The 26,804-nt window shown below is 55.5% G+C and carries 23 protein-coding genes and 1 tRNA gene; 16 read left to right on the top strand and 8 right to left on the bottom strand.

Features of this window, described 5'->3' with window-relative positions; translation table 11 throughout:
* Positions 1–446: 446 nt before the first annotated feature.
* Together AB7E06_RS14700 and AB7E06_RS14695 are read left to right on the top strand one after the other, a co-directional pair.
* Positions 447–1,682: an acyl-CoA dehydrogenase gene (locus AB7E06_RS14700; protein ID WP_123049936.1), complete on the top strand. Its 1,236-nt coding sequence runs from the start codon at positions 447–449 to the stop codon at positions 1,680–1,682.
* Positions 1,683–1,685: 3 nt separating this feature from the next.
* On the top strand, positions 1,686–3,020 hold the full coding sequence (locus tag AB7E06_RS14695; RefSeq protein WP_427957427.1) for a carboxylesterase family protein: 1,335 nt from the start codon (positions 1,686–1,688) through the stop codon (positions 3,018–3,020).
* Between the two features lie 14 nt (positions 3,021–3,034).
* Here AB7E06_RS14695 and AB7E06_RS14690 read toward each other — a convergent pair whose 3' ends face one another.
* Entirely contained in the window at positions 3,035–3,931 is an 897-nt protein-coding gene (locus tag AB7E06_RS14690) for a PaaX family transcriptional regulator (protein ID WP_094197382.1), read from the bottom strand.
* Between the two features lie 147 nt (positions 3,932–4,078).
* Positions 4,079–4,384: a Dabb family protein gene (locus AB7E06_RS14685; RefSeq protein WP_094197381.1), complete on the bottom strand. Its 306-nt coding sequence runs from the start codon at positions 4,382–4,384 to the stop codon at positions 4,079–4,081.
* 314 nt (positions 4,385–4,698) lie between these two features.
* On the opposite strand from AB7E06_RS14685, the gene AB7E06_RS14680 reads away from it, so the two are divergent.
* From AB7E06_RS14680 to AB7E06_RS14660, 5 genes are all read left to right on the top strand, one after another.
* Complete coding sequence (locus AB7E06_RS14680) at positions 4,699–5,196, top strand: flavin reductase family protein (protein WP_094197380.1); 498 nt, start codon at positions 4,699–4,701, stop codon at positions 5,194–5,196.
* A 59-nt stretch (positions 5,197–5,255) separates the two neighbouring features.
* The gene (locus AB7E06_RS14675; RefSeq protein WP_427957424.1) at positions 5,256–6,587 is read left to right on the top strand and encodes an MFS transporter; all 1,332 of its coding nucleotides are present in this window, start codon (positions 5,256–5,258) and stop codon (positions 6,585–6,587) included.
* Between the two features lie 67 nt (positions 6,588–6,654).
* Complete coding sequence (locus tag AB7E06_RS14670) at positions 6,655–7,701, top strand: peptidase M29 (RefSeq protein WP_321269077.1); 1,047 nt, start codon at positions 6,655–6,657, stop codon at positions 7,699–7,701.
* A gap of 214 nt (positions 7,702–7,915) precedes the next feature.
* Complete coding sequence (locus tag AB7E06_RS14665) at positions 7,916–8,074, top strand: tetratricopeptide repeat protein (RefSeq protein ID WP_427957422.1); 159 nt, start codon at positions 7,916–7,918, stop codon at positions 8,072–8,074.
* 15 nt (positions 8,075–8,089) lie between these two features.
* Entirely contained in the window at positions 8,090–8,242 is a 153-nt protein-coding gene (locus tag AB7E06_RS14660) for a hypothetical protein (RefSeq protein WP_427957420.1), read from the top strand.
* Between the two features lie 248 nt (positions 8,243–8,490).
* On the opposite strand, the gene AB7E06_RS14655 is transcribed toward AB7E06_RS14660, so the two are convergent.
* Both AB7E06_RS14655 and trxB read right to left on the bottom strand, forming a co-directional pair.
* Positions 8,491–9,258: a Smr/MutS family protein gene (locus tag AB7E06_RS14655; RefSeq protein ID WP_094197376.1), complete on the bottom strand. Its 768-nt coding sequence runs from the start codon at positions 9,256–9,258 to the stop codon at positions 8,491–8,493.
* The gene (trxB, locus tag AB7E06_RS14650) at positions 9,245–10,201 is read right to left on the bottom strand and encodes a thioredoxin-disulfide reductase (RefSeq protein WP_094197375.1); all 957 of its coding nucleotides are present in this window, start codon (positions 10,199–10,201) and stop codon (positions 9,245–9,247) included. The genes AB7E06_RS14655 and trxB overlap by 14 nt, the downstream gene beginning before the upstream one ends.
* 43 nt (positions 10,202–10,244) lie before the next feature.
* Between trxB and AB7E06_RS14645 the strand changes: the two genes are divergently transcribed.
* The 4 genes from AB7E06_RS14645 to serS all read left to right on the top strand — a co-directional run bounded on the left by AB7E06_RS14645 (position 10,245) and on the right by serS (position 16,164).
* A complete protein-coding gene (locus AB7E06_RS14645) occupies positions 10,245–12,620 on the top strand; it encodes a DNA translocase FtsK (RefSeq protein ID WP_094197374.1) in 2,376 nt (791 codons plus the stop codon).
* A complete protein-coding gene (gene lolA, locus AB7E06_RS14640) occupies positions 12,610–13,236 on the top strand; it encodes an outer membrane lipoprotein chaperone LolA (RefSeq protein ID WP_108727785.1) in 627 nt (208 codons plus the stop codon). The genes AB7E06_RS14645 and lolA overlap by 11 nt, the downstream gene beginning before the upstream one ends.
* A 125-nt stretch (positions 13,237–13,361) precedes the next feature.
* A complete protein-coding gene (locus tag AB7E06_RS14635) occupies positions 13,362–14,675 on the top strand; it encodes a replication-associated recombination protein A (protein ID WP_094197372.1) in 1,314 nt (437 codons plus the stop codon).
* A gap of 142 nt (positions 14,676–14,817) precedes the next feature.
* Positions 14,818–16,164 (top strand): serine--tRNA ligase, encoded by a 1,347-nt coding sequence (gene serS, locus AB7E06_RS14630; protein WP_094197371.1) that lies wholly within the window; start codon positions 14,818–14,820, stop codon positions 16,162–16,164.
* Positions 16,165–16,245: 81 nt separating this feature from the next.
* On the opposite strand, the gene AB7E06_RS14625 is transcribed toward serS, so the two are convergent.
* From AB7E06_RS14625 to AB7E06_RS14615, 3 genes are all read right to left on the bottom strand, one after another.
* Positions 16,246–16,554, bottom strand: coding sequence for a hypothetical protein (locus tag AB7E06_RS14625; protein ID WP_094198403.1), 309 nt, complete (start codon positions 16,552–16,554; stop codon positions 16,246–16,248).
* 183 nt (positions 16,555–16,737) lie between these two features.
* On the bottom strand, positions 16,738–17,148 hold the full coding sequence (locus AB7E06_RS14620; protein ID WP_094197370.1) for a hypothetical protein: 411 nt from the start codon (positions 17,146–17,148) through the stop codon (positions 16,738–16,740).
* A gap of 179 nt (positions 17,149–17,327) precedes the next feature.
* Positions 17,328–18,881, bottom strand: coding sequence for a serine hydrolase (locus tag AB7E06_RS14615; RefSeq protein ID WP_199827833.1), 1,554 nt, complete (start codon positions 18,879–18,881; stop codon positions 17,328–17,330).
* Positions 18,882–19,339: 458 nt separating this feature from the next.
* On the opposite strand from AB7E06_RS14615, the gene AB7E06_RS14610 reads away from it, so the two are divergent.
* The 3 genes from AB7E06_RS14610 to yaaA all read left to right on the top strand — a co-directional run bounded on the left by AB7E06_RS14610 (position 19,340) and on the right by yaaA (position 21,440).
* Positions 19,340–19,429 (top strand) — tRNA-Ser (locus AB7E06_RS14610).
* A gap of 360 nt (positions 19,430–19,789) precedes the next feature.
* On the top strand, positions 19,790–20,572 hold the full coding sequence (locus AB7E06_RS14605) for a 3-hydroxybutyrate dehydrogenase (protein ID WP_094197369.1): 783 nt from the start codon (positions 19,790–19,792) through the stop codon (positions 20,570–20,572).
* A 79-nt stretch (positions 20,573–20,651) separates the two neighbouring features.
* Positions 20,652–21,440, top strand: coding sequence for a peroxide stress protein YaaA (gene yaaA / locus AB7E06_RS14600; RefSeq protein WP_094197368.1), 789 nt, complete (start codon positions 20,652–20,654; stop codon positions 21,438–21,440).
* A gap of 212 nt (positions 21,441–21,652) precedes the next feature.
* Here yaaA and AB7E06_RS14595 read toward each other — a convergent pair whose 3' ends face one another.
* Positions 21,653–23,938: an FUSC family protein gene (locus tag AB7E06_RS14595; protein WP_094197367.1), complete on the bottom strand. Its 2,286-nt coding sequence runs from the start codon at positions 23,936–23,938 to the stop codon at positions 21,653–21,655.
* Positions 23,939–24,378: 440 nt separating this feature from the next.
* Here AB7E06_RS14595 and ilvB point away from each other — a divergent pair, with 440 nt between their 5' ends.
* Complete coding sequence (gene ilvB / locus AB7E06_RS14590; protein ID WP_094197366.1) at positions 24,379–26,100, top strand: biosynthetic-type acetolactate synthase large subunit; 1,722 nt, start codon at positions 24,379–24,381, stop codon at positions 26,098–26,100.
* Positions 26,101–26,110: 10 nt separating this feature from the next.
* Complete coding sequence (gene ilvN, locus AB7E06_RS14585) at positions 26,111–26,602, top strand: acetolactate synthase small subunit (protein WP_003801075.1); 492 nt, start codon at positions 26,111–26,113, stop codon at positions 26,600–26,602.
* Positions 26,603–26,804: the final 202 nt, after the last annotated feature.

The raw sequence follows: 26,804 nt of genomic DNA, 5'->3' as shown, positions 1-26,804 counted from the left end.
AGCGAGGTTTGACGCCCCGAAATCCACAACAATAGGTTGGGGCCATATTTGGGGCCATGTTCAACATTGCAAATTGTTATCTCATTGAATAGAAACAATGAAATTACGAATTACATGTTTTGATCGAAAACATGTAATGAAAACAGGCTGTTAAAGCCAGTTTTCTGCATGAAAAACCGTCGACCTTCGGGGCGGCGGTTTTTTTTCGCCTCATGCTTTGGCGGGCCGTTCCGCTCCTGTCTTTTTCTTCTATCATTGCGCTCAGATTATTTTTGATCGTTAGTTTTATGCAATTAAAAATAAAAAGAAGGCGTGATTTTTACTAGGTGAAAACCCGGATAAATCCAATAAAACAAGAGTTTTCGACTGTTTCCATAATTATTGATATTGCTATTAATTGACGATAGCTATAAATTTGCTACATAAAATAATTCTAAGGAGCAGTTATGACTATCACAGGAGCTACGTTGGTCGCCGAGCACGAGCGGATCACCGTTACTCAGGCCCCATCCCGTCAGGAGACAGAGGAGATTCTGGAACGTATCCATGAGATCGGTCCGCTGTTACGCGAGCTGGCCCCACAGGCTGACCGTAATCGCGTGTTGTCGGATGAGGCGGTTCAGGCTTTGGAGTCCACCGGGGCTTGGCGCATTTCGGCCTTGAAGCGCTACGGCGGGTACGAGGGTGGCGCGGACATGCTCTTGCAGTGCGCCAGCGCCGTGGGCTATTACGATCCGGCAGCCGCCTGGTGTGTGGTGATCTCGAATGGTTCGGTCATGCTGGCCAACCGTTTTAGCGATGCGATGCTCGATGAGGTGTTTGCAGATGGCCCTATCCGTGCTGCATCCATTTTTGCTCAACCGCAAGGTACGGCAAGGCCGGATGGCGATGGCTGGCGCATTACGGGCAAGTGGCCTTTTGCATCGAACAGCAACCATTCGGACTGGGCGCTGGGAATTCTGTTCATCAAGGAAAGCGAGCTGGTCGAGCCTACCGTGGGCTTTGTGTTGATGCGTCGTGATGAGTTTGAAATTCAGGACACCTGGTACACCATCGGTATGCGCGGTTCTGGCTCCAACACCATGGTGGCTGAAAACCTGTGGGTGCCCAAAGAGCGCTTGATCACGTTTCAGCAATTGATGGGGGATGTGCAGGAGCAAGATCCCTCGGCCACGTTTGGCCGTCGTTTGACGCCGCACCTGACCATGTCCACCTGCATTCAAGCGCCATCTTTGGGAGCGGCTCAAGCTGCCGTGGATTTCACCAGTGGCGTCAGTGGCAAGCGTGGCATTACTTATACCCATTACAAGAAACAGTCGGATTCGGGGGCGTTTGTGCAGAACTTGGGCTCGGCCAGTATCCAGATTGATGGCGCCCGTTTATTGTTGGAACGTGCTGCGGCGCAGATTGATGCGGCTGCCTCTGGCATAGTGCCCATGCCCTTGGAACTGCGTGCGCGTCATCGCGCCGGGATCGGCCATGCCGGACACGAACTGGTGGATGCGGTGAACAATCTTTGCTGGTTGCATGGCACCGCTTCGTTTGCGGAAAACAGCCCGCTGGGCCGTATGTGGCGTGATATTAATACCGGTACTCGCCATGCCTCGATTACCGCGCCCATGGGATACGAGCTGCACGGCAACGGCATGACCGGTACGCCTTATATTTCCAACAAGCTCTAAGCCATGACGGCGACATTGCTGATCAATGCGCCCTCGCGTCGTTGTCGTGCCGATGGCGTAGAGGTGCAGGCCTGGTATGGCCTGCGTTACGCCCAAGGCACGCATCGTTTTAAAGCGGCGCAGGCGGCGACGGGGCGGGTGGCAGCGACATCTCTGGGTCAGGTGCCTTTATTTCCGCAGCGCCCCAGCCGCCTTGCTGCGGTCATGGGCGCAGGCAGTGCCAACCCCCAATCTGAAGATGCTTATTTTCTGAATGTGTGGGCGCCAGCTCAAGCGCAAGGTCTGCCTGTCGTCTTTTTTATCCACGGTGGTGCCTGGATGAGTGGCGGCGCCTCTTTGGACTGGTATGACGGCACCCGTTTGGCAGCGCAGGGCGTGGTGGTCGTCAATGTGAATTATCGTCTGGGTGCCTTGGGGCACTTGGGTGATGCACAAGCGGACGACTTGCCTTTACCGGCAGCCGATTTGTTCTTGGCGCTGCAATGGGTGAAAGATCGCATCCACGCCTTTGGTGGCGACCCGGACATGATCACCTTGATGGGGCAGTCGGCGGGTGGTTGGTATGCGCATTTGCTCAGTGTGCTGGAGTCCACGCGAGGCTGGATTGATCGCGTGGCTTTGCTCAGCATGGGGACGCGCACACCGTGGACGTCCGAGCAACAAAGAAAAACCACGGAGCGCGTGCGACAAAGCCTGGGCGATCAGTGGCTGATGGCGGATGTCGATACCTTGATGCAGCACGGCATGCTGGCCCTGGATAAAGAGCCGCCACGCTTGGCTCATGCTCCTTCGGCATTCTTGCCGGTGGCCAGTGCCGGGATGCCGCCGGATTTATTGAATCCTGACTGGGCGGCACAAACCTGCCATGCGCAGGCGGTGTATCTGCGTTGTACTGCCCAAGAGTCCTCCGTGTTCTTTTTTGATGTGCCTTTTCACCGGCAGGTTACGCAGGACCAAGTCGATCAGGCTTTGGGTGTATGGCCTGCGGAAGATTTACCCGCCAACCTGCTGCGAAACGGCGTGTATCAGGGAGCAGAGTCGGGCTTGACACCGTATCAGCAAGTTGTGGCGGCGTCTTCCTGGTTGCAGTTTCAGCGCTTTCCTACCCAGTATGCGGCTAGCCTGAAAGCAGCGGGGCGAGCTGTGGTGTGGAGTGACTTTACAGAGCAAAGCCCACTTGACGCGGTGTTCAGTGGGCATTGTTTTGATCTGCCGTTTCAGTTTGGCAACTTCCTGGCTTGGCAGGATGCCCCTATGATGCAGGGGGTAACGCAGGAACGATTTGAGTGTGTTTCCCAGGACTTGAGGGGGGACATTGCTCGTTTTGTAGGGGCATGACTCCAGAAGCTGATCTACTCCGCGCGGTGGGCCTTCCAGTTTGGAATGGCCTGTTGCACGTGTTGCGAACTCAAGGGGCTAAGCAGGCGGTGCAGGTCACCAAATAATTTACGGGCCGTATTGCCGACCCAGTTGTCAGGCAATAGCTCGGGTGCCAGGCCGGGATCCAGAAAGGGCAGTCTGCGCCAGCGGGTCACCATGGGCATATAGAGGCGGAAGGCTTCCAGCGGGTCGCCCGTGCCCTGGCGCAAAGCGGTTTGCCAGACCTCAACCTCGTGCTGATATGAGTTTAAAAAGGACTGGTACTCGTTGGCCAATTTGTCCCAATTCCACCAGCGGGAAATTTTTTCCTGAATATCGCTCAGGCCACTGGGTTCGCAGGTGAACAACTCAATATAGGGCCAGAGCTGGTGCTCGCGTATGTACTCGACAGCCTCTGCCTGCAAGCGCGCCGGACCTATATACAGGCCCGCATTCACCGTGCCAAAACCCATGCGGGCCAAGCCGGTACGAATCTTGTGACGGTTCTGGCGTTCGCTTTCTGGAACAGAGAAGGAGACCAGCAGCCAGGGATCCCGAATATTCATAGAGGGCGAGGAGAAAATCCGCTCGTCACCGGCTTGCATATGCGGTTCCAGCTCGGCGGCCAAGGCATAGCCTTTGCCTGAGGCGGCTTGTTGGCTGACCAGTACGCCTTTTTTCTTGAGTCGGGAAATAGCGGATCGCACACTGGATGGCTCAGCGCCCAGGTCAGCTAGCAGTTGGACCACGCTGGCCACCGGAATGATGACGCCCGTGGGACGGGCGAACAGACCGTAGAGCGTCAGAATGTAGTGGTGCGGGGCAAGTTGCTCGTGCTCGCCATGGTCTCGGCTGGCGATGAACTCATCAATCGCGACGCTTGCTTTCATTCTGTTTTCCGGTGGAGGGGCTGATCGCTACCCATTTTTGATAGTAGGTTTGTAGCGGGCCATTTTACCGTGCGTGCCCCGGCGGCGCTAGCGTGGCCGCATTCGAGGCTTGTTACGTCTTGTGCGACAGGGCTGCGACATGGCCTTTCAGGGCAGGTTTTCCTCCAGCACGCTGTCCAGCACCACGATGTCCTGAATATGCGCAGCGATGGCACCCAGCATGGCCTGATGAGCGTCGCTCTCCCGGTAAGCGTCCAAAGCTTCCTGCGTGCGGAATACGGACAGCAGGGCATGGCTGTAGCGCGCAGAGCTGCGCGACAAATTCGGCACCCACTCAAAGCGCTCTATGCCTGGGCACTCCTGGCGTATGCGGATAAAGGCGTGATCCAGCTTTGGGACCAGCTCCGGGCTGAGCGGGGTGTGGGGCGCCATCAAAACGATATGTAGATACATGCTGTCCTTCTTGTCAGGGATAGGCCCTGTTGCCGTAGTTCAGGGCTTTATTAATTGGTATTTTATTGCAAATAAATAATTACAGATCATTATTCGCAATAAATTACAGGCAAATTGTATAGGCCTATAGTGTTTAAAACGACGATTTTTCATAGGGTTAACACCTAAAATCAACAAAAAAAGACATTGATTGTCTATTTTGTTATTGCAAATAAATGACGATCGAAACAGAATTTAGGCCAAGCGAGCAGGCTACAGGAGCGCTCGCCTCATTTTGGGTTTTGGGTCTTTAACGCCTGAGCAGAGTCATCGTCATGAAAGAAAACATAAGTGGGTTGGGAGCCAGGGCGGTACGCGAAGCCTTTGGGCACTTTCCGTCGGGGGTTGCCGCTATTGCGGCTGTGCTCGATGGCAAGCCGCACGTCATTGTGGCGTCCAGTTTTTCCGTAGGGGTATCGCTGGATCCGCCTTTGGCCGCCTTTTTTGTACAGAAAAGTTCCTCTACCTGGGCGCTGCTGTCGAGCGCCTCGCGTCTGGGGGTGTCAATTTTGAGTGCTGAACATGCGGCTATTTGCCGTCAGCTGGCTGGGCCGGACAAGGACAGCCGCTTCAGCGATATCGAGGTCGAGCTGACCGAGGAGGGGGCCGTCCATATCCAAGGGGCATCAGTCTGGTTTGACTGCAGTGTTTTTCAAGTGCATCCGGCCGGGGACCACGATGCCGTGCAATTGCTTATCCACGATGTGCAGATCGAGCGCGAAATCTCGCCACTGATCTTTCATCGTTCTCGTTTCACGCAGTTGGTGGCTTAGGCCGCCGGACCAAAAACAAACAACAAGAAGCATAACTATCACAGTGAAGGGGACATCTCTTGGACGCACCTACATCATCTTTGCGCGAGCAGCCCATGACTGCTGCGCAGCGTCGACGCGTTATTTTGGGGGTTGGGGCGGGTAACGCCCTGGAGTGGTACGACTGGACGGCGTATTCGATTTTTGCCGCCTATTTTGCCAAGCAGTTTTTTCATAGCGAGGACCCGCTGGCGGCCTTGCTGGGCACGCTAGCAGTATTTGCCGTGGGCTTTTTCATGCGCCCTTTGGGAGGCATCTTTTTTGGCTGGCTGGCCGACCGCAAGGGGCGACGTTTCACCATGACCTTGTCCATGCTGGTGACAGCCTTGGGCAGTTTGGTAATTGGTATTGCGCCGACTTATGACATGGTGGGGCCGATTGCCGCCTTGTTCTTGTTGATGGGCCGCCTGTTGCAAGGCATTGGCCATGGTGGGGAGGTGGTGTCCTCTTTCACTTACGTCACTGAAATGGCACCTGCCCATAAACGCGGGCTGTGGTCTTCCTCCGTCTTTGTGTTTGTCACGATCGGGGTTCTGGCGGCTGTCTTGCTCAGTGCCTGCCTGACCAGCCTGCTGGGTGAAGATGTTGTGCGGGCCTGGGCATGGCGTGTGCCCTTTGTGCTGGGCGGTGCTTTGGGGGTATATGCGCTGTATCTGCGCAGAAAACTGGACGAAACCCCCATGTTCAAAGCCCGTCAGGCTGCAGCGCAAGCGTCAGGCAAAACGGCACGCCCTGGTGCGCGGGTGTTCTGGGCGGAGGTCTGGAAGTACCGCAGCGCCTGCTTGCGCGTGTTTGCCTTGTCGGCAGGCGGCACCGTGCTGTATTACGTCTGGGCCATTATGGCGCCCACCTTTGCCATTACCTCTTTGGGCATGCCTGCTGCCAAGGTGATGTGGGTAGGCGTCGGGGCCAATCTGTTCCTGATCCTGTGTTTGATTTTCTGGGGGGCATTTTCGGATCGCTTTGGTCGCAAGGCGAACTGGTACTTCTTTTCTATCGGCTCCATCATCAGCATCATCCCGCTGACCATGGTGCTGACTGGCGGCCAGGGCGAGATCTGGCGTTTGGTGGTGTTCATGGTAGGCGGCATGTTTTTAATCTCTGCCCCTACTGCGATCATGCCCGCCTTTTTCCCCGAGCAGTTTCCGACTCGTATCCGGGCGGTCGCCATGGGTTTGCCGTATTCGGTCGCTGGTGCCCTGACGGGCGGGACTGCCCCCTATTTGCAAGCCTGGCTGCATTCCATCAATCAAAAGCAGGTGTTTGACTGGTACCTGATTGGTCTGTGCATTCTGGCCTTGTTGGCCACCATTGCCTCGCCCGAGACCAAGGGCAAGGACTTGCACGACTGATGTGTACAGGCGCTGCCCGGCTGAAAAAGCTGTGCAGCGTTTTTTTGAATTTTCTAGGAGTAGTGAGATGTTGCGTGAGCATATTGAAGGCAAGTGGATTGCTGATTTTGTAGAAGTGTTTGGACTGTGCAAGGTGCAGCCCGGCGAAATGGCCGTTGTGCTGTCCGAGACGCAATCGCGCTCCGTGCTGGCCGAGCTGGCCGAGTTGGCCCTGACGCAAATGGGCGCACGGGTTTGCCATGTGAAACTGGTCTCGCCACGTCTGAAAAGCAATATTGCCTTGCGCTCGACTGGGACTTCTTTGGCTCTGGAAGGTATGGACCCGATTGTTCAGGCTTTGGCAGGCAGCCAGTTCATCGTGGACTGCACGGTAGAAGGGTTGCTGCATTCGCCCGAGCGTGCGGCTCTGCTGGCCAAAGGTGCCCGCATCATGATGATCAGCGACGAGCATCCCGAGATTCTGGAGCGGGTCAAACCCAGTCCTTACTTGCAAAGTAAGTGCGATATTGGCGGCAAGCTGATTACCGACGCCAGCGTTATGCACATCAGCTCCGAGGCCGGTACGGACCTGACGGTCAGCCTGGCGGGTGTGATCGGGCGCGGCAGTGCCGGGATAGCCGACAAGCCGGGCAGCTTTGGGTATTGGCCTGCCGGCTTATGTATTTGCTACCCCAGCAATGGCAGTGTGAATGGCACGCTGGTGCTCGATAGCGGGGATGTGAACCTGACCTTCAAGCGTTATCTGGAATCGGCGGTGACCCTGCGTATCGAAAACGATTATGTAGTGGCTATTGAGGGCAAGGGCGTGGATGCCGATTTGATCCGTTCCTACTACGCAAGCTGGAATGACAAGGATGCCTATGCGGTCAGCCATGTGGGCTGGGGCATGGCACCGGCAGCTCGTTGGGATTCCTTGGCCATGTACGACAAGCGCGATACCAACGGAACGGAGTTGCGTGCCTTTGCGGGTAACTTTCTCTTTTCTACTGGCGCCAATCCTGCGGCAGGTCGTTTTTCCGATTGCCACTTCGACTATCCGATGCGTAATTGCACGGTGAGCCTGGATGGCCGTGAAGTGGTCAGCAAGGGGGTGTTGCAAGGCGATCTGGCCTAAAGCGCTAGCCAAGGCGGTACCGGCAGGGGAATGGGCCTACCGAGCCTGGGCTGCTTGGTTGCTCGTTGATATTCCGTGCTACAAAACCAAGCTTAAAGATTGATGGTTATATTGTTCGATAGCCATCAAGCTGTTCAGGCTTATCGCTGTCGCTATTTTGCTTTGTGCAAAGGCAACGCGGCCAAGTCTTGCTGGGTTTTCAGAGGTACGGATTATGCGCGAAGGATTGGAGAAACTACTGGCCGCAGGCAAGGATAATGCCTTGCTGCGCTTTGGCTTGGGCAATGCGTGTATGGGCGAGGGTGATTTGGAAGCCGCTCGTGAACATTTGTCCAAAGCGGTGGAAATGAATCCGCGTTACACCGCAGCCTAGAAGCTATTGGGCCGGGTGCTGGTGAATCTGCAGCAATTCAAACAGGCCAGGGAAATTCTGGAGCAGGGTTTGGTAATTGCCCAGGAACAGGGCGATAAGCAGGCTGAGAAAGAAATGCAGGTGTTTTTGAAACGGGCCGTAAAGGCTTTGGAGCAGGCAGCCGAATAAACATTACGAATGGGCGACGGATCTTTTCTTGCGATGCGGGTATCAGTGCATTCCCTAAGTGTGACAGCGTTATAAATGGGGCACAATACGTTTCATGCAGGTGAGGAGACATAGCCCGCGAAGCTGGGCAACAAAGACCGGAACAAAACGGTCACTATTATAAAAGCAATAGGCAGTACAACATAACAACAACAAAAAAAAGGCCAGCGAAAGCTGGCCTTTTTTACGTCTGTACTCAATAAAGAAAATCAAACACAGGGTTCAGACATGGCTTGCAGCACCAGTTTGACGGCACCTTGCCCACCTTCATTGGGCGCGCATTCCATATAGGCCAGAACGCTGGGCAACTGGGTTAGCCAGCGACGCACGGCATGACGCAAAACGGGTTCGCCATTGCGTGAGCCGTAGCCCGTGCCATGGACAATTCGTACACAGCGCACACCGTGTTCCAGACAGGAACGTAGAAAGTTGTCCAGTCGCTCTCGGGCCTGCTCCAGATCGGAGCCATGCAAGTCCAGGCTGGACTCAATCGGCCAACGGTTGCGCTCCAGGTCGCGCAAGACATCGGGGCCACAGCTGGCACGCAAATGTCGTATATCGTTGCTCTCGCCTTGCACGCTGACATATTGGTCAGAGGCTTGGGGCAGGGCAGGTGTGTTGACGGGCGCACCTACCGCGTGGCGACGACGTTGCTCCAACTGTTCCGGGCTGGCTGTAGGGCGGCTCATAAGCATGCTTTGACCGCGTTTTTTCAAGGGAGCGACGTCACGCATGGACTGGCGTAGCCAGGCCCTGTCGCTGGGGTCCAATAAAGAAATGGGGTCTTGGGCTGCTGCGGCGCTGCTGGCAGGAGCCGGCTTGGCCGGCTTGCCACCGGGATCCGGTGGACGGGGACGCTTGCGAGCTTGAGGACGAGCGGGGGCCGGGGGCGGGTTGAGATCCTGGCGGACCTGACCTTGCAACTTCTTCAGGTCTGCCAGGCTGCGGCCTACGGCTTTGGGCTTATTTGTTTTCATCCAACCAGCGCTGTGCATCCAAGGCGGCCATGCAACCGCTGGCTGCACTGGTAATGGCCTGACGATAGATATTGTCTTGCACGTCACCTGCGGCAAACACACCGGGAACGGAGGTCATGGTTGCCATGCCTTTCAGGCCGCTACGAGTGGTGATGTAGCCATCGTGCATATCCAGTTTGCCTTCGAAGATCCCGGTGTTGGGTTTATGGCCGATGGCGATAAAAGCGCCGGTCACGGCCAGATCTTCAGTGGCTTGGGTTTGCTTGTTGATAATGCGCACACCGGTCACGCCAGAAGCATCGCCCAGCACTTCTTGCAATTCGCTGTGCAGTTTCAGGCGGATATTGCCGTTCTGGACGCGATCCATCAGCTTGTCGGTGAGGATGGGCTCGGAGCGGAAAGTGTCGCGACGGTGAATCAGTGTCACGGTTTTGCAAATATTGGACAGGTACAGGGCTTCTTCTACGGCGGTATTGCCACCACCGACGACCACCACGTCTTGATTCTTGTAGAAGAAACCGTCACATGTTGCACAACCGGAGACGCCACGGCCCATGAATTCCTGTTCCGATGGCAAGCCCAGGTATTGCGCCGACGCACCTGTTGCAATAATCAGCGAATCGCAGGTGTAGACTGTGCCACTATCCCCATTCAAGGTCAGCGGGCGGGTGGACAGGTCAACCGAGGACACCATGTCAAAGATTAATTCTGTTTCGAATCGTTCCGCATGCGCCTGGAAACGTGCCATAAGATCAGGTCCCTGGACGCCTTGGGCATCGGCTGGCCAGTTATCTACATCCGTGGTGGTCATCAGTTGGCCACCTTGCTCCATGCCGGTGACCAAGACAGGGTTGAGGTTGGCGCGGGCTGCGTAGATCGCTGCGGTATAGCCGGCCGGGCCTGAGCCCAGAATGAGTACTTTTGCGTGCTTAGTAGTCGACATCACAGAAAATCCGAAAAAGACGATCTCCAATTATAATGAGTCCATGGCAAGAATACCTGCAACATCCCCTCGTTCGTCCCGGTCATCCAAAAATGTGCGTAATGGGCCTTCCGCCCTGCAACAGCGCCTGACAGGACTGCTGCGCGAAGCACGGTGGATTATCTTCGCTGCGCTGGCAGCCTGGCTCGGTCTGGTACTGGCGACCTGGGATCCGGGCGACCCTGGCTGGTCGCATTCCGTGCATTCGGGTCTGACTCAAAATGGCGGGGGCATTTTTGGTGCCCATATCGCCGATTTCCTCTTGTACCTATTTGGCCTGACAGCCTGGCTCTGGGTGGTGCTGCTGGTACAGCGCGTGGCTGTGGGCTTTTATCGTCTGACCGCTTTACTCTTGCCCGGCACCAAGAGCGAGGACGTCTTGCCGCGGGTGCATTGGGAAATTGGCATCGGCTTTTTCTTTTTGTTTCTGGGCAGTATGGGCCTGGAGTCGCTGTTCTTTAAAGATCTGGGGCAGCAATGGCAGCTTCCGGCGGGGGCTGGTGGGCAGTTAGGCCAATTGTTTTCGCAACTATTGGTAACGTCGATAGGCTTTGGCGGTGCCACTTTAGTGCTGATGGGCCTGCTCGCCGGTGGGGCCAGCTTGTTCTTCGGTTTTTCCTGGCTGACGCTGGCTGAACGCCTGGGCGGATTGATCGAAGGGGCGATTCGTCGTGTGATGATCTTGTGGTCGGCGCGTCAGGATCGCCGGGTAGGCGAGGTCAAACGTGCCGAGCGTACGGAAAGCGTGGTGGCCAAGCAGGAGCAGTTGGTACATGAACAACCTGTTCGTATCGAACCTGCGTTTGTGGCCGTGCCCAAATCCGAGCGCGTCGAGAAAGAAAAGCAGCAGACCTTGTTCAAGGTGCCTCGTCAGGCTGGCGAAGCGGGCGATTTGCCTCCGCTGTCTTTGCTGGACCCGGCTACAGACAATGTAGAGACCGTGTCGCAGGAAACGATAGAATTCACCTCGCGCCTGATTGAAAAGAAATTGTCCGACTTCGGTGTCGCGGTAACGGTGGTGGCGGCTCAGGCTGGCCCCGTGATTACCCGTTACGAGATCGAGCCTGCTACGGGTGTGAAGGGTAGCCAGATCGTGAATCTGGCCAAAGACCTGGCCCGTGCCTTGAGTCTGGTCAGCATTCGGGTGGTGGAAACCATTCCCGGCAAAAACCTGATGGGTCTGGAGCTACCCAATCCCCGCCGCCAAGTGGTGCGTCTGGAGGAAATCGTCGGCTCGCAAACTTATCACAGCAGTGCTTCTTTGCTGACCATGGCTTTGGGCAAGGATATTGCTGGTAAGCCCGTGGTAGCGGATTTGGCCAAGATGCCCCACCTGCTGGTAGCCGGTACCACGGGCTCCGGTAAGTCGGTGGGTATCAACGCCATGATTCTGTCGCTGCTGTACAAGGCAGACCCGGCCGATGTGCGCCTGATCCTGATTGACCCCAAGATGCTGGAGATGAGTGTCTATGAAGGCATTCCTCATTTGCTGGCACCGGTGGTCACGGATATGCGATTGGCGTCCAACGCCTTGAACTGGTGTGTGGCGGAAATGGAAAAACGCTACCGCTTGATGAGCAAGCTGGGCGTGCGCAATCTGGCCGGTTACAACGCCAAAATACGCGAAGCGCAAAAGCGTGAAGAGCCTATCCCTAATCCTTTCTCTTTGACGCCGGATGCTCCCGAGCCGTTGTCCGTGTTGCCCATGATCGTCGTCATTATCGACGAGCTGGCTGACCTGATGATGGTGCAGGGCAAGAAGATCGAAGAGTTGATTGCTCGTTTGGCCCAGAAGGCCCGTGCCGCTGGCATCCACCTGATTCTGGCCACGCAGCGCCCGAGTGTGGATGTGATTACGGGTCTGATCAAAGCGAACATTCCTACCCGTATTGCTTTCCAGGTGTCCTCCAAGATCGACTCGCGCACCATTCTGGATCAGATGGGGGCGGAAACCTTGCTGGGCATGGGTGATATGCTCTACCTCCCCCCTGGTACAGGCTTGCCTAAACGAGTACACGGCGCATTTGTCAGCGATGAGGAAGTTCACCGTGTTGTCGAGCACTTGAAAGAACATGGCGAGCCCGATTACATCGAGGGCCTGCTGGAAGGTGCTGTCGAAGGCGAATCGGGTGAGGGAGTCAACCCGGTGACGGGTATGGCGGATGCAGAAGCCGACCCGCTGTATGACCAGGCCGTTCAAGTCATTATCAAAAATCGCCGCGCTTCGATTTCCTCGGTGCAGCGTCATTTGCGTATCGGTTATAACCGAGCCGCCCGACTGTTGGAACAAATGGAGCAGGCAGGCTTGGTGTCGGCCATGCAGCCCAACGGTAACCGCGAAATTCTGGTCCCCGCAGGAGGTGCCAAAGATGAAGATTAAGACACTGTTGGCCAGCATGCTGCTGGCCGCTACACCTGCCTTGACCATGGCCGCGTCGGCCAGCGAGCAATTGCGCTCTTTTGTGCAAGATGTGCATGCCGCAAAAGGCGAATTTTCCCAGCGCACAGTCGATAGCAATGGCCAGTCCAAAGGTGCGCCGCAGTCCGGGCAATTCGTGTTTCAGCGCCCCGGCCAGTTCAAATGGCATGTGCAACGCCCTTATGAGCAGTTGATCGTGTCTGACGGCAAGCTGCTCTATCAATACGACCCGGATCTGGCCCAAGTTACCGAGCGTGGTGTGGACCAGTCCATTGGCGCCTCGCCTGCCGCAATCTTGTTTGGCACCGGCAATCTGGAAGATTCCTTCCGTCTGGTCGAACAAGATGCGCGGGATGGGCTGGAGTGGATCCGAGCCACGCCTTTGCAAAGCGATGCTGGCTTTTCCTACGTAGACATCGGCTTCAAGGATCGTGAGCCACGTCGTCTGGAATTGCAGGACTCGTTCGGGCAAACCACGTATATCGACTTCACCGGCTTGGAACCGAACCCTCGGATTACCTTGGGTACCTTCACGTTCAAGGCTCCTGCCGGAGTGGATGTCGTTTCCATGCCTTGATGCACATTCTGTTTTTGTGCAGCTATCGTCAGAGGCAGCGCTTAGCTGGCTCTGACAAAACAAGTTTTCAATACAGACCTGGTCCGCTTTGACCAGGTCTTGCCATTTTAGGAAGGGCGATCGCCATGCGTGATTTGTTCGCTCAGGAACCCGCCGCACCCTTAGCCGAAGCGCTGCGCCCCAAAACCCTCGATCAGGTGGTGGGCCAGTCTCACCTGTTGGGCGAGGGCAAGCCACTACGTTTGGCTTTTCAGTCCGGGAAACCACACTCCATGATTTTCTGGGGGCCTCCCGGTGTGGGTAAAACCACGCTGGCGCGTTTGACGGCCAGTGCATTCGAGTGCGAGTTCATCGCCTTGTCCGCCGTCTTTTCAGGCGTAAAAGACATTCGTGCGGCCATGGAGCAGGCCCAGCAGAATCTGGCCATGGGCAAGCACACCATCCTGTTCGTGGACGAGATACATCGCTTCAACAAATCTCAGCAGGACGCGCTTCTCCCTTATGCCGAAAGTGGCTTGGTGACCTTTATTGGCGCCACTACAGAAAATCCATCGTTCGAGGTCAATTCGGCTTTGCTGTCGCGGGCGCAGGTCTATGTGCTCAAGTCTTTGACGGATGATGAACTCAAGCTGCTGCTGCGCCGCGTACAGGAGCAAAATGCGCTGGATGGTCTGGCGTTCGACGATCAAGCCGTTGATACCTTGATCGGCTATGCCGACGGTGATGCCCGGCGTTTCTTGAACCTGCTGGAGCAGACTAATACGGCCGCCAAGACCTCCGGCACCGAGCGGGTCACAACGGACTTTCTGCAAAACGCGCTGACCTTGAACTCTCGGCGTTTTGACAAGGGGGGCGACAATTTCTACGACCAGATTTCTGCTTTGCATAAATCGGTGCGTGGTTCCAACCCGGATGCCGCCTTGTATTGGCTGACCCGGATGCTGGATGGTGGGGCAGATGCCCGTTATTTGTCGCGCCGCATCATCCGCATGGCTTGGGAGGATATCGGTCTGGCCGATCCGCGCGCCATGCAAATTGCCAATGATGCCGCCTTGACCTTTGAGCGCCTAGGCAGCCCTGAAGGAGAACTGGCGCTGGGGCAGGCCGTGATTTATCTGGCTATCGCCGCCAAGAGCAATGCCGGTTATATGGCATACAACCAGGCCCGCGCCTTTGTGAAGCAGGATAAAAGCCGTGAAGTGCCCGTGCATTTGCGCAACGCCCCGACCAAGCTGATGAAAGAGCTGGGCCACGGTCATGCGTATCGCTATGCTCATGACGAGCCCAATGCTTACGCGGCGGGTGAGACTTACTTGCCGGAGGGTATTCCCGATCCGCATTGGTATCAGCCCGTGCCCCGTGGTCTTGAAATCAAGATTGCTGAAAAAATGGAGCGCCTGCGTCAGCTGGACGAGCAGGCCGGTAAAAAAGATACCTAAGACAGGACAGGCGCTTGCTTGACCTGCCACCTCCGTATTTCCCGATATCTCGCTACGGCTTGCGCTGTGCTGCGCTTGTGGTGGCTTGTGGTTAAAATCACCAGATCAATCGGGATTGAACCATCACCTATATGGCTATTAAATGTTAGATCTGAACCAATTACGCAAAGACTTGGAGCCGCTGGTACAGGGCCTGGCGAAACGTGGCGTGCAATTTGACACCGAGCGTTTCCAGCAGCTGGAAGCCCGCCGCAAAGCGGTACAGGTGGAAACTGAAACCCTGCAGGCCGAGCGCAATGCACTGGCCAAACGCATTGGCCAGCTCAAGTCCAAGGGCGAAGACGCCAGCGAGGCATTGGCTCAATCCCAGCAAATCCCGGTGCGCCTGAAGCAGTTGGAGCAGGACCTGTCCCAAGTACAGGCCGAGCTGTCCTCCTGGTTTGCCACGATACCTAACCTGCCGCACGACAGCGTTCCGGTGGGCGAGTCCGAAGAAGACAACGTCGAAGTACGCCGCTGGATTCCCGGTCCTAAAGATGATCAGGGCAAACCTGCACATATCACTTTTGCGCCGCGTGACCACGTGGACCTGGGCGAACAATTTGGCCTGGATTTTGAAGCCGCCCGCAAGTTGGCTGGTGCCCGTTTCATGGTTCTGCGTGGCCCTCTGGCCCGTTTGCACCGTGCTCTGGCTCAGTTCATGTTGGATACTCAAGTGGAAGAGCACGGCTACACCGAGTGCTACACCCCTTACATCGTGAACGCGTCCACCTTGTACGGCACAGGCCAACTGCCCAAGTTCAAGGACGATATGTTCTGGGTTACCAAAGGTGGTCAGGACAACGAGCCAGCCGATCCGGCCGAATCCAAGCCTGAAGACCTGTACCTGATCTCCACCTCCGAAATCAGCTTGACGGGCATGGTGCGCGACGAGATTCTGGCTGGTGATGCGTTGCCTATGCGTCTGACTGCTCACTCGCCTTGTTTCCGTTCGGAAGCCGGTAGCGGTGGCCGTGACACCCGTGGCGTGATCCGTCAGCACCAGTTCGACAAAGTGGAAATGGTGCAGATCGTTCACCCCGAACAATCCTACGAAGCGTTGGAGTCCATGGTCGGCCATGCCGAGCATGTTCTACAAGCTCTGGAACTGCCATACCGTGTGGTGCAGCTGTGTACCGGCGATATGGGTTTTTCTGCCGCCAAAACCTACGATCTGGAAGTGTGGCTGCCAGCACAAGACACGTTCCGCGAGATTTCCTCGGTCTCGAACTGCGAGGCTTTCCAGGCCCGTCGCCTGCAAGCCCGTTTCCGTGCCGACAGCAAGGCTCGACCCGAGTTTGTGCATACATTGAACGGCTCTGGTCTGGCTGTAGGCCGTGCTTTGGTAGCCGTCCTGGAAAATCACCAGCAAGAAGATGGCAGCGTCATTGTGCCCAAGGTTCTGCGTCCTTATATGGGCGGTCTGGAACGCCTGGTGCCTGCGCAGTAAAAGCATCTGCCTGAATCGCAAAAGGGCTGATGACCTTCATGGTCCTCAGCCCTTTTTTATTCCTGGTCCCGTCGTGAAGGATTAGTCATCATCCCAGTCGCGTTCCTGGTGCTTGCGCCAGCGCTTGTGTGCGCGTCGCTGCTCCTTGCGCCATTCCTTGTTGGAGCGGCCATATTCCACGTAGCCGGGACGATAGACATAGCGGGGAGGGTGGTAAACCACCGGCGGTGGAGCGACATAAACCGGGCGTTCCACAACATGAGCGGGCGGGTAGTAGATCGGTCCGTAACCGATACCGGGAATACCGACATTGATGTCCACACTTACACCACCTGCAAAGGCTGTGTGGGTGCCCAAGACCATCAAGCCAGCTAATAGTAGCTTTTTCATATGCTGCACCTCTCGTGACTCTAGCTGCAGCGATTGTTGCTTGAAATCGGTGTCCCAAACGTTAGGCAATCCTGGCAAAGCACTTCCAAACGCAACATGGCTCGTATGAGCTATGCGGCAGGTTTACCTTTCTTAACACATGTTTCCCCTGCCCGACAGGACAGGGGAGGTGCATGAGCGGATTCAGAAGGTGTGGCGTTCAACCTGACGATGGCGGATGGGGCGACGATTGTAATTCGCATGCAATTGTCGACCGTGTACGGAATCCATTTGCTTGTTCAGGTGTGGGGTACGGCGTGGGTTGCGTTGCGCAGGCTCTGTGCGCGGCTTGGAGCTGACCTCCAGAAACCAGAGACAGAGAGAAGCCCAGAAAAAGAGTGACAGGATATTGACCAGCCCACCTCGCAGCGAGGCGTAACCTGTCGCATCCGAGGCCCGAATATTGAGCAGGTCTGCTAAGGCTGGAATAGAACCCAGGGTTTCGATGATCAGGCTACCCGGTATCCGGAATCCCCAGCGCATAGTCTGAAGGATCTCATTCAGGCTATATATACCGTCGCCATTCGCGTCAATAATCCATTGGAAGGTTTGCATGACAACTCCTTTTATCAAGTCCAGCGCGTGGCACTGGAATTCCAAGGGCTGCCCCCAAAAGGCAGGGCTATGATGCATCAATGTCTGTTTTCACTATAGGCTCACCCCATGCGCCGGACAAGCCAGGAAGGCCGAAATACAGGGTAAACCCTTGATTATTCAGCCTTCTTTTTTTGGGGTTAATATCCGCTACGCATGAAGCTGCCACCTGATAAATCTTCAGCGAAGTATTCAGTACGCAGGCCCGTTACGTTGCCGACCGGGTTGACCGTGAAATCCAGATACGAGACTGAGCCCTCGACGGCGTTTTCACCCAGCAGACTGAAAACGAAGCGAGAGCCGTCCCAGTGGCGTAGCTTGTAGGACGATTGGCCTTGTTTGCCCAGACTGAGTGTCAGCGTACCGTTGGCGAGGGTGATGGACGCCTGACCGTAGTAATCGTTGTCGTACGTGCCAGTGTAGCGCTCCAGCGGTAAGGGCTGGACAGGTGTGGCAGGGGGTGTTTGGCCCGCCAATGAGCCGAAAGGTTGGAACATTTCCTGCTGGAATTGATCATGAAGGACGGTGTACCAGTCTTGTGAGGTGGAGCCGTTACGCACCAGCTCGATAAAGGAAATTGCACTGGCCTCGGCGACGCCGCTGGGGGCTGCATTTGTAAGTACCACAATGCCAAGTGCAGAATCGGGCCAGTGCATGAAAACGGTAGAGGCGCCCAGTAGAAAAGCTCCCGAGTGTGAGTTCAGTCGCTGGCCATAGGGATCATTACCGACATTAAAGCCAAAGCCGTATTGGTGGCCGGGCGGAGACTGGCGCACCAGTGCGGGTTCCAGAGCAGCCGGTGCGAATAGTTTGCGACCTTCGGCACTGGTACCCATGCCTTGCAATAGGGCCAGCCAGCGCGCCATATCGCGTGCGCTAGAACTGACGCCACCAGCGGGGGATTGTGCATCGGGCTGGCGTTGATATAAAGCCTGGTAGCGCCCGTCTTGCCAACTATGTCCTATGGCACGGTTATCCTGGGCGATGAAGTCGGCAAAGCGCGAGCTGCTGCGGCTCATTCCTAAAGGTTGGTATAGCTCACGCTCCGAAAGTGTGGCCCATTCGGTGCCTGCGGCGTTGGCAACGGCCTGAGCCGCCGCAGTCAGACCAAAGTTGGTGTAGGCGTAGTGGCTACCCAGTTGTTTGACAGGCACATACCGCAGGTGGTGCAAAATTGTCTCGCGGTCATAGCCCAGATCTTCCAACTGGTCCCCTGCGTGGTCGGGTAGGCCTGATCGATGGGCGTAAAGATCACCGACGCTAGGTTGGGCGCCACCGCCGGCAAGCAGAAAGTCCGGTAGCTGTGTGGCTACGGGAGTGTCCCAGGTGATGACGCCTGCATCCACTTGCGTGGCAACGACGGTGGCGCCCACAGACTTGGAGACTGAGGCAAGCTGGAACACAGTGTCTGGCGTGATAGGCTCGGGTTTGCCTGTTTCGCGCACACCAAAGCCTTGGGCATAACGCAGCTCTCCATTCCAGACAACGGCCACGGCAACGCCAGGCACGCCAGAGCGCTCCATCAATTGTGGCACCAGGGTTTGCAGGCCTTGTATGCCGCGCTCAAGCTGTGCCTCAGTCAGGTCGTTGGAAGGCGCATGATCATAGTTGCCGCTGCAAGCGGCTAGCAGCAGGCTGGTGCTACTGAGCAGTGGAATCAGCAGGCGTTGTGGTGAGAGCAGGGAAATAGGCATGATGAAAGACTCGGTGAGGAGGGCTGGTTTATGTGGCTCCACGCATGTCTGCGTCAGTCAGATGGACAAACATGAAAATGTGCGTTGCAGCGTTTGTTAAGGCTGGGCTGGTCAATGCAGCGGCAGCGCCAGGATGAGGAGCCCAAGTGACGCTGAGGTGTTTGTTCGAGTCGTGCCGCATACTGGCTTGCTGTCAGTGTGTTCAGGTTTTGTGACCGCAAGGCGATATGGCTCAGCTTCTGTGATGCTAGAGAGCTTGATTTCGCTTGTCTATCGCTGATAACACCGGTTGATGCCACTCGTCCTCAGTCCAAGCGGGTCCCTCTCGTTGGTATAGCCGTCAGCGAGTTCTCCAGACCTATCTGGTAGGGCGTTTTCGCCTTTCATTTTTAATGCTTGTCATAGCTGGTTATTTCATCTATATTTATGGGCTTGCTTGTAACCATATAAGCAATCGCGGACAGGTGGCAGAGTGGTCGAATGTACCTGACTCGAAATCAGGCGTACGTGCAAGCGTACCGTGGGTTCGAATCCCACCCTGTCCGCCACCTAAGATTTTAAAAGCCCTTGATTATTCAGGGGCTTTTTTGTTTTCTGCCGGTCTGAATATCCTGTTCTCTGTGCTTGGTTTGTTTGCCGTTTTGTCACATGAGCACGTTAAGGTAAAAGTGTCAGTGGCAGTCAATGTCCGGGAAGTTCACCCGTCACATTTTGCATGGCCGACTTTTTTCCAGCGTAGGCAGAAGGTATATAGGGCAATGCGCTAACACCGGGTCCGATGGTGTTTGACTTTGCTCTGGACGCCTTGAGGATTCCGGACAAAAGGATCCCATTGCATTTCCCGGCAGTGGGGGCGGCGAGTACACTTGAGGTTTCAGTTCTCTGTTGTCAATACTCACGAGGTATCTATGCTGAAAGGTAAAAAAGCAGTTGTAACAGGATCGACCAGCGGTATCGGTCTGGCCATGGCCACCGAATTGGCAAAAGCCGGTGCAGATGTGGTGATCAATGGTTTTGGTCAGCCTGAAGATATCGAGCGCGAGCGCAGCACGCTGGAGTCCACGTTTGGTGTCAAAGCCTATTATCTGAATGCAGATCTGAGCGACGCACAGGCCACGCGTGACTTTATTGCCAAGGCGGCAGAGGCCTTGGGCGGTCTGGATATTCTGGTCAATAACGCTGGGATCCAGTACACGGCACCTATCGAAGAGTTCCCCGTCGATAAGTGGAATGCCATTATTGCCTTGAACCTGTCGGCCGTATTTCACGGCACTGCTGCTGCCTTGCCCATCATGCAAAAGCAGGGTTGGGGGCGGATTATCAATATTGCCTCGGCTCACGGTCTGGTGGCCTCGGTGAATAAATCGGCTTATGTGGCTGCCAAGCACGGTGTAGTGGGCCTGACCAAGGTGACGGCGCTGGAAAATGCTGGCAAGGGTATTACTTGCAACGCAATCTGCCCGGGCTGGGTACGTACACCCTTGGTAGAAAAACAGATTGAAGCGATCAGCCAGCAAAAAGGTATTGATATTGAGGCCGCCGCTCGCGAGCTGCTGGCTGAGAAACAACCTTCCCTGCAGTTTGTCACCCCCGAGCAATTGGGCGGTGCCGCTGTGTTCCTGTCGTCTCCCGCTGCGGATCAAATGACGGGTACGACGCTAAGCCTGGATGGTGGCTGGACGGCTCGCTAATTGTTGTCAGAGCGTATTGTGTGGATAACAGATAAAGGGCGTGGCCCTTTATCTGTTTGTATAGAAAGGATATAGGCGCATGTTGTTATTGCTCTCGCCAGCAAAAAAGCTGGATTACGACTCCCCTGTACGCACGGAGCTGGCGACCCAGCCTCTGTTTGTGGAGCAGGCGCAAGGCTTGATTGATATTTTGCGCACTCAGTCCGAAGAGGATGTCGCTGGTTTGATGAAGCTAAGTGACGATCTGGCTCGTTTGAATGTTCAGCGCTACCAGGAGTGGGAGCCCAAGTTTGACCGCTCCAACGCCCGTCAGGCCATTCTGGCTTTCAATGGTGATGTGTACGAAGGTATGGCTGCGACAGACTTGTCGGACAAGGAACTGCAGTGGGCGCAGGACCACATTGTGATTCTCAGTGGTTTGTACGGCGTATTGCGTCCCTTGGACTTGATGCGCCCTTATCGTCTGGAAATGGGGACTCGCTTGAAAAACCCCAGTGGTGCGAATCTGTACGCGTACTGGGGCAGCCGCATTGCCAACTATCTGAACGAGCGTCAGGACGGGGAAACCAAGCCCGTCGTTTTGAACCTTGCCTCCGAAGAGTATTTCAAGGCGGTGGATCAGAAAGCCCTGCGTGCTCGTGTGGTGCAGTGTGTATTCCAGGACGAGAAAAACGGTGTCTGGAAGATTATCAGCTTTTACGCCAAGAAAGCCCGTGGTTTGATGGCCCGCTTTGTTATCGATAAGCGTGTTCAAACGGTGGAAGGTTTGAAAGCGTTTGATCGTGAAGGCTATGTATTTCAGCCCGAGCTGTCCAGCGAGGATAAGCTGGTGTTTCGTCGCTCCGAACAGGACGCCAAGGCTGGATAAGCATTTAGCTTTATTACTTTCGTAGTAGGGGCAGATCTTTAGTTGCTCTGCAGTCTTGCTGGTATGAAGAGGAAAAGCAGGGCCATATATTGCGCCTTGCTTTTTTTTTGGCCGGCGGCCTGAGGAAGGCTTGGTGCCCTATGATCTTGTGCTTTGTGCTTTTGCGTATTTGGCCCTGACAGCGAGTTCCCCATGTATACGGGATAGGGCCATCACGCCCCTTGCTGTTTCAATTCCTGCTTGCGCTCCGGTGGCAACTGCGGGCCAGTGCTGTATTCCAGACCTCTCATGTCCTGACGTATCAATTGGGCGGCCTTGCTCATTTGGCGGATAGGGTAGGCGAGCATGGCCAGTTCGCCTTCGGTTTCGATAGAGGCGGGCGGCTCTGCATCCTGATCGTTGATCAGTGCGCCAATCGCATCCAAAGAGTTCTGTATGCCCGGCGGGATCTGGCTCAAATTAGCCAGAAGTGGCGTGGCGGCGCTGATTTGCGAGGCCAGTACATGGTTTTGAATCAGCAGATTATTCAGTAGGGATACATTGGCTTGACGGCTGACAGGCTCATCCATCATGCGATAAAAGGCCGAGGCAAAATTGCTGAAGGCAATGTGTACGTTTTTGTTGGCCACTTGCCAAGCGGTATCGGCTTCCATCAAGTCTAGATCCACTTGTTCTTTCTGGGCTTCTGTCATCGTGGGCTGGCCATCCTGCCCGCTCTTGAGGCTCTGGTTGTGCAGACGACTCAAACGAGCGAATTCCAGACCGGCACGCCAGAATTCTTTGTTTGCGGCCAAGGCCGCGCGAGCCAGTCCTGTCATGGCGCTGGACTCCCAGTTGGGCAGCAAGTAGCTGGCTGCCATGGCGATACCGCAACCAATCAGCGTATCCACCAAACGTTCTCCAATAATGAAGGAGCCACCCGTGGACAGGAACTGGAAGGACAGGATCACAAAGATCGTGTTGAACAGAGCCGATAGCAGGAAGTTCAACTGGACCAGACTGTTGCCCAAGAGGTAGGCCAGTAACATGGCAATCAGATACAGCTCGCGGTTGTTGGTCAGTTTCAGAAGCAGGAAAGCGGCCGCACAGCCCAGCACCGTGCCAAAGAGACGCCAGCCATTGCGCTGGCGGGTAATGGCAAAGCCCGGTTTCATGATGACCAGAATCGTCAGGATGATCCAGTAGCTGTGGGCGGTCAGGGCACTGACCAGGCCCAATTCGCTTTGGAAGTGAGTGCTGAGTGCGCCGACACCCAGTGCCACCATGGAAGCAATACTGACCCGTGCCGCATAGCGAAAGTGCGAGGACTTCAGCTTGAAATTGCTGGTCAGCATGCCCAGCCGTAGCTCCTCGCGCGACAGCATTCGGCTTAGCGATTTATTCAGGTACTGATCAACTGGAAGATTCTGGCTGGCCCGGTGAGACAGGCTGGCCATATGCTCGACGATCCGGTTCAGGTTACGCAGGCGGCGTAACACCTGAACTAATAGTGCATACGTTTCCGGGTCTGATTGAGACATGCCCTGGCGCTTGTATTTCTCCAGCTCGTATTCCATGGCGCGGATCTCTGCTTTGACGCTGGAGCGACGAGTTGTGCGAGCACTGCGTGAAACATTCATGGCAATGCGGCCAATATCCAGCGACAGCTTGTGCAAGCCATCACGCGCAAAAACCATGAAATCGCTGTCGGAAAGTTGGCGGCGCAGGACGGTGTAGTCGGTATAGGTCGCGACCAGCGAGTCCAGAATGCTGACCATATTCAAGAAGATTGTCAGCAGTGCCTTGCGGTGGTGATCGCCTCGTCCATAACCGCGTGGCAGTTCACGCAGCACCACATCACGGGCGGCCTGATGCTTTTCGGTCATATTGGATTGCAGATTGATCAGCCGTCGATAGCAGGCGTCCAGGTCCGAGGTGGAGTCATAGAACTGTGAGCGCGCTTCCATGTATTCCGCTGTGGCAAACAGGGCTACCGCCAGTGTCTGGCGCTCTTCCCGATACCAGAACAGGCGTCGGAACAGGGTGCTGAACAGGTAGTAGGACAGGCCACCGGCAAAGGAGTACAGCGTATGGGCCAGTACCTCGTGAGGCTGCATGGGAAAGCGCATCGTCAAGGTCATCAGCAGCAGGGCGGCAAAACCAATCAGCCCGCCACGACGGCCAAAGACGGAGAACATACTGTACAGAAAGCACAGAAAGGGGACGCACAGCACCAGGAGCAGGGGGGAGCTGGAGGCCAGACCCGTCAGGCCGACTGTGACCGTGCCCAGTGCAATGCCACCGAGCATTTCATTGTTGCGGTAGCGGCGCGGGCCGCCCGGCTGGTCAATGATGGCCACACAGGTGGCCCCCATGGAGGCAATGACGCCAATGTCATAATGACCGAAGAAACGGCCCAAAATAATGACCGGCAACAACACGCCGATGGACTGGCGCAGCCCACCGAAAAAATAGTGGCTATACAGGAATTGTTTTAATTGTGGGATGGGCGATGCCATAAAATACCCGGACAGCTCGTCATGGGTAGACAGTATATCGTTTTACGTATGTAAGCTTTAAGCCTGTTTTTTTGCACTTTACCAACAATCACAGTTGCTCGCTTTGTGCAGTCAAGGTAAAGTAACCAGGTGTTTTTGCTCCATATCCGAGCAAATTGTAGCGAGGCACTGTTAACCGGGCCATCCGCCCGGTTTTTTGCGCCTAAAAACTTTGTTGCTGGCCGCGTCACAAGCGTGGGATGCCAGGACTTCCGTTTCAAGCTAACGCATACGTTTTTGTGTGCACGCACTGGGTGTCGAAGAGTGCAGGCCGGACGGTAATGTGTCTGGGTGGTGTGGTCCTGTGGGCCATGAAGCGCCAGATCATGTTGCTGACATCGGTTCAAGCTCGGACCGTCGTGGTCGATCGATATTGCAGAGCAAGACTGAAAGGAAAACTCATGTCTGAATTAAATGGCGCAGATATTGTCGTGCGCACGCTCGCGGACGAAGGCGTGGAACACGTTTTCGGTTATCCGGGTGGTGCCGTTCTCTATATCTACGACGCAATCTTCAAGCAGGACCGCTTCCAGCACATTCTTGTGCGCCATGAACAGGCCGCTGTTCATGCTGCGGATGCCTATTCCCGTTCGTCTCAAAAAGTGGGTGTGGCACTGGTAACCAGTGGCCCGGGCGTCACCAATGCTGTCACCGGTATTGCAACCGCTTACCTGGACTCCATTCCGATGGTCATCATCAGTGGACAGGTCAGCACCCAGGCAATTGGTGAAGATGCTTTCCAGGAATGTGATGCCATCGGTATCACCCGCCCTTGCGTCAAGCACAACTTTTTGGTGCGCGATGTTCGTGATTTGGCCGATACCATTCGCAAGGCATTTTTCATTGCCACGACGGGCCGCCCTGGTCCTGTGCTGATTGATATCCCCAAAGATATTACGACCGCAACGTGTAAATACACGCCCAAGCGTGGCGAGGTCAAGATGCGCTCCTACGCGCCTGTGACCAAAGGCCACCAGGGGCAGATCAAGAAAGCCGTCCAGATTCTCAATAGCGCCGAGCGCCCACTGATTTACGTCGGTGGTGGCGTGGTGCTGGGTAATGCCGAAAACGAGCTCAATGAGCTGGTCAAGTTAAGCGGTGCTCCGTGCACGACTACCTTGATGGGGCTGGGCGCTTATCCAGGCACGGCCGACCAGTACATCGGCATGCCTGGCATGCACGGTACCTACGAAGCCAATATGACCATGCAGCATTGCGACGTTCTGGTCGCTGTCGGTGCACGGTTTGATGACCGCGTGATCGGCAATACCCGTCACTTTGGTCAGAATCCACGCAAGATCATTCATATTGATATTGATCCCTCCGTGATCTCCAAGCGCGTGAAAGTGGATGTGCCTATCGTAGGCTGTGTTAAAGACGTGCTGACCGAGCTCAACGAGCTGTATGCGCAAAGCCGTCAGGAAGCGCAAAACCCGCCTTCCTTGAACGACTGGTGGAAACAGATCAATGTCTGGCGTGGCAAGAACTCCTTGGCCTACGCCAAGTCGGACGAACTGATCAAGCCGCAATACGTGGTGGAATCCCTGTGGGAAGTGACGGGCGGCAACGCTTTCGTGACCTCCGACGTGGGTCAGCATCAGATGTGGGCGGCTCAGTACTACAAATTCAATAAGCCCCGTCGCTGGATCAATTCCGGTGGCCTGGGCACGATGGGCGTAGGCTTGCCTTACGCAATGGGTGTGCAAATGGCCAACCCTGGCCAGGATGTTGCGGTCATCACGGGTGAAGGTTCTATCCAGATGAACATCCAGGAACTGTCTACGTGTAAACAGTACCGCTTGAGCCCCAAGGTTCTTTGCCTGAACAATCGTTATTTGGGCATGGTGCGCCAGTGGCAGCAAATCGACTACGGCTCGCGTTATTCCGAGTCCTATGTGGATGCACTGCCTGACTTTGTCAAACTGGTGGAAAGCTATGGTCACGTGGGTCTGGAGATCGACAAGCCAGCCGATGTGGTCCCCGCTATTCGCGAAGCCTTCACCACGCACAAAGACCGCCTGGTATTTCTGAACTTCATCACGGACCAAACCGAAAACGTGTTCCCGATGGTGAAAGCAGGCCGCGGCCTGACAGAAATGCTTTTGGGCCCGGACGACCTGTAAGGAGAGAACCATGAAACACGTCATTTCTATCCTTCTGGAAAACGAGCCCGGCGCACTGTCCCGTGTGGTCGGCCTGTTTTCGGCCCGTGGCTATAACATCGAGACCTTGACGGTTGCTCCAACCGAGGACGACACCCTGTCTCGCATGACGATCGTTACCCGAGGGGCGGACGACGTCATCGAGCAGATCACCAAGCACTTGAATCGTCTGGTTGACGTGGTCAAGGTGGTGGATCTGTCCGAAGGCCCTCACATCGAGCGTGAACTCATGCTGATCAAGGTGCGGGCAGTGGGCAAGGAACGTGAAGAGATGAAGCGTATGGCGGATATTTTCCGTGGTCGCATCATTGATGTTACGGACAAGACATACACCATCGAACTGACCGGTGTTCAAGACAAAATTGCTGCTTTCATCAATGCGCTGGATCGTACGGCCATTCTTGAAACAGTGCGCACCGGGGTCTCTGGTGTCAGCCGTGGCGAACGTGTCTTAAAGCTGTAAGCCAAGGCTTTTTCAGGACATAATTACCGCTTTTATTCAGGGGGCTGCTTTTCAAGGCGGCTCCTTGTAAAGGGTAAACACGGCCTGGTGCTGTGTAGACCGCGGTGGCCTGTTCTGGAAGTAATGAGTCAAGGTCTTTTTTGTGCCGCTGCTGCATGAGCGGCCATTCTCGAATTGCTGTTTAAGCGAAATTATTAAATTT

Origin of the sequence: Alcaligenes sp. (assembly GCF_050255915.1) — a bacterium.
GTDB classification, from domain to species: domain Bacteria; phylum Pseudomonadota; class Gammaproteobacteria; order Burkholderiales; family Burkholderiaceae_B; genus Alcaligenes; species Alcaligenes aquatilis.
Note: the sequence above shows the minus strand (reverse complement) of the source record. Positions and strands in the feature narration are given on the sequence as shown.

Coding starts and splice junctions, on each gene's coding strand:
- AB7E06_RS14635 (WP_094197372.1), top strand. CDS start 13,362: ATGCGTGATTTGTTCGCTCAGGAACCCGCCGCACCCTTAGCCGAAGCG.
- AB7E06_RS14700 (WP_123049936.1), top strand. CDS start 447: ATGACTATCACAGGAGCTACGTTGGTCGCCGAGCACGAGCGGATCACC.
- AB7E06_RS14620 (WP_094197370.1), bottom strand. CDS start 17,148: ATGCAAACCTTCCAATGGATTATTGACGCGAATGGCGACGGTATATAT.
- AB7E06_RS14695 (WP_427957427.1), top strand. CDS start 1,686: ATGACGGCGACATTGCTGATCAATGCGCCCTCGCGTCGTTGTCGTGCC.
- serS (WP_094197371.1), top strand. CDS start 14,818: ATGTTAGATCTGAACCAATTACGCAAAGACTTGGAGCCGCTGGTACAG.
- AB7E06_RS14615 (WP_199827833.1), bottom strand. CDS start 18,881: ATGCCTATTTCCCTGCTCTCACCACAACGCCTGCTGATTCCACTGCTC.
- ilvB (WP_094197366.1), top strand. CDS start 24,379: ATGTCTGAATTAAATGGCGCAGATATTGTCGTGCGCACGCTCGCGGAC.
- AB7E06_RS14670 (WP_321269077.1), top strand. CDS start 6,655: ATGTTGCGTGAGCATATTGAAGGCAAGTGGATTGCTGATTTTGTAGAA.
- AB7E06_RS14665 (WP_427957422.1), top strand. CDS start 7,916: ATGCGCGAAGGATTGGAGAAACTACTGGCCGCAGGCAAGGATAATGCC.
- AB7E06_RS14690 (WP_094197382.1), bottom strand. CDS start 3,931: ATGAAAGCAAGCGTCGCGATTGATGAGTTCATCGCCAGCCGAGACCAT.
- AB7E06_RS14680 (WP_094197380.1), top strand. CDS start 4,699: ATGAAAGAAAACATAAGTGGGTTGGGAGCCAGGGCGGTACGCGAAGCC.
- AB7E06_RS14625 (WP_094198403.1), bottom strand. CDS start 16,554: ATGAAAAAGCTACTATTAGCTGGCTTGATGGTCTTGGGCACCCACACA.
- AB7E06_RS14595 (WP_094197367.1), bottom strand. CDS start 23,938: ATGGCATCGCCCATCCCACAATTAAAACAATTCCTGTATAGCCACTAT.
- trxB (WP_094197375.1), bottom strand. CDS start 10,201: ATGTCGACTACTAAGCACGCAAAAGTACTCATTCTGGGCTCAGGCCCG.
- AB7E06_RS14655 (WP_094197376.1), bottom strand. CDS start 9,258: ATGAAAACAAATAAGCCCAAAGCCGTAGGCCGCAGCCTGGCAGACCTG.
- AB7E06_RS14645 (WP_094197374.1), top strand. CDS start 10,245: ATGGCAAGAATACCTGCAACATCCCCTCGTTCGTCCCGGTCATCCAAA.
- AB7E06_RS14605 (WP_094197369.1), top strand. CDS start 19,790: ATGCTGAAAGGTAAAAAAGCAGTTGTAACAGGATCGACCAGCGGTATC.
- lolA (WP_108727785.1), top strand. CDS start 12,610: ATGAAGATTAAGACACTGTTGGCCAGCATGCTGCTGGCCGCTACACCT.
- ilvN (WP_003801075.1), top strand. CDS start 26,111: ATGAAACACGTCATTTCTATCCTTCTGGAAAACGAGCCCGGCGCACTG.
- yaaA (WP_094197368.1), top strand. CDS start 20,652: ATGTTGTTATTGCTCTCGCCAGCAAAAAAGCTGGATTACGACTCCCCT.
- AB7E06_RS14685 (WP_094197381.1), bottom strand. CDS start 4,384: ATGTATCTACATATCGTTTTGATGGCGCCCCACACCCCGCTCAGCCCG.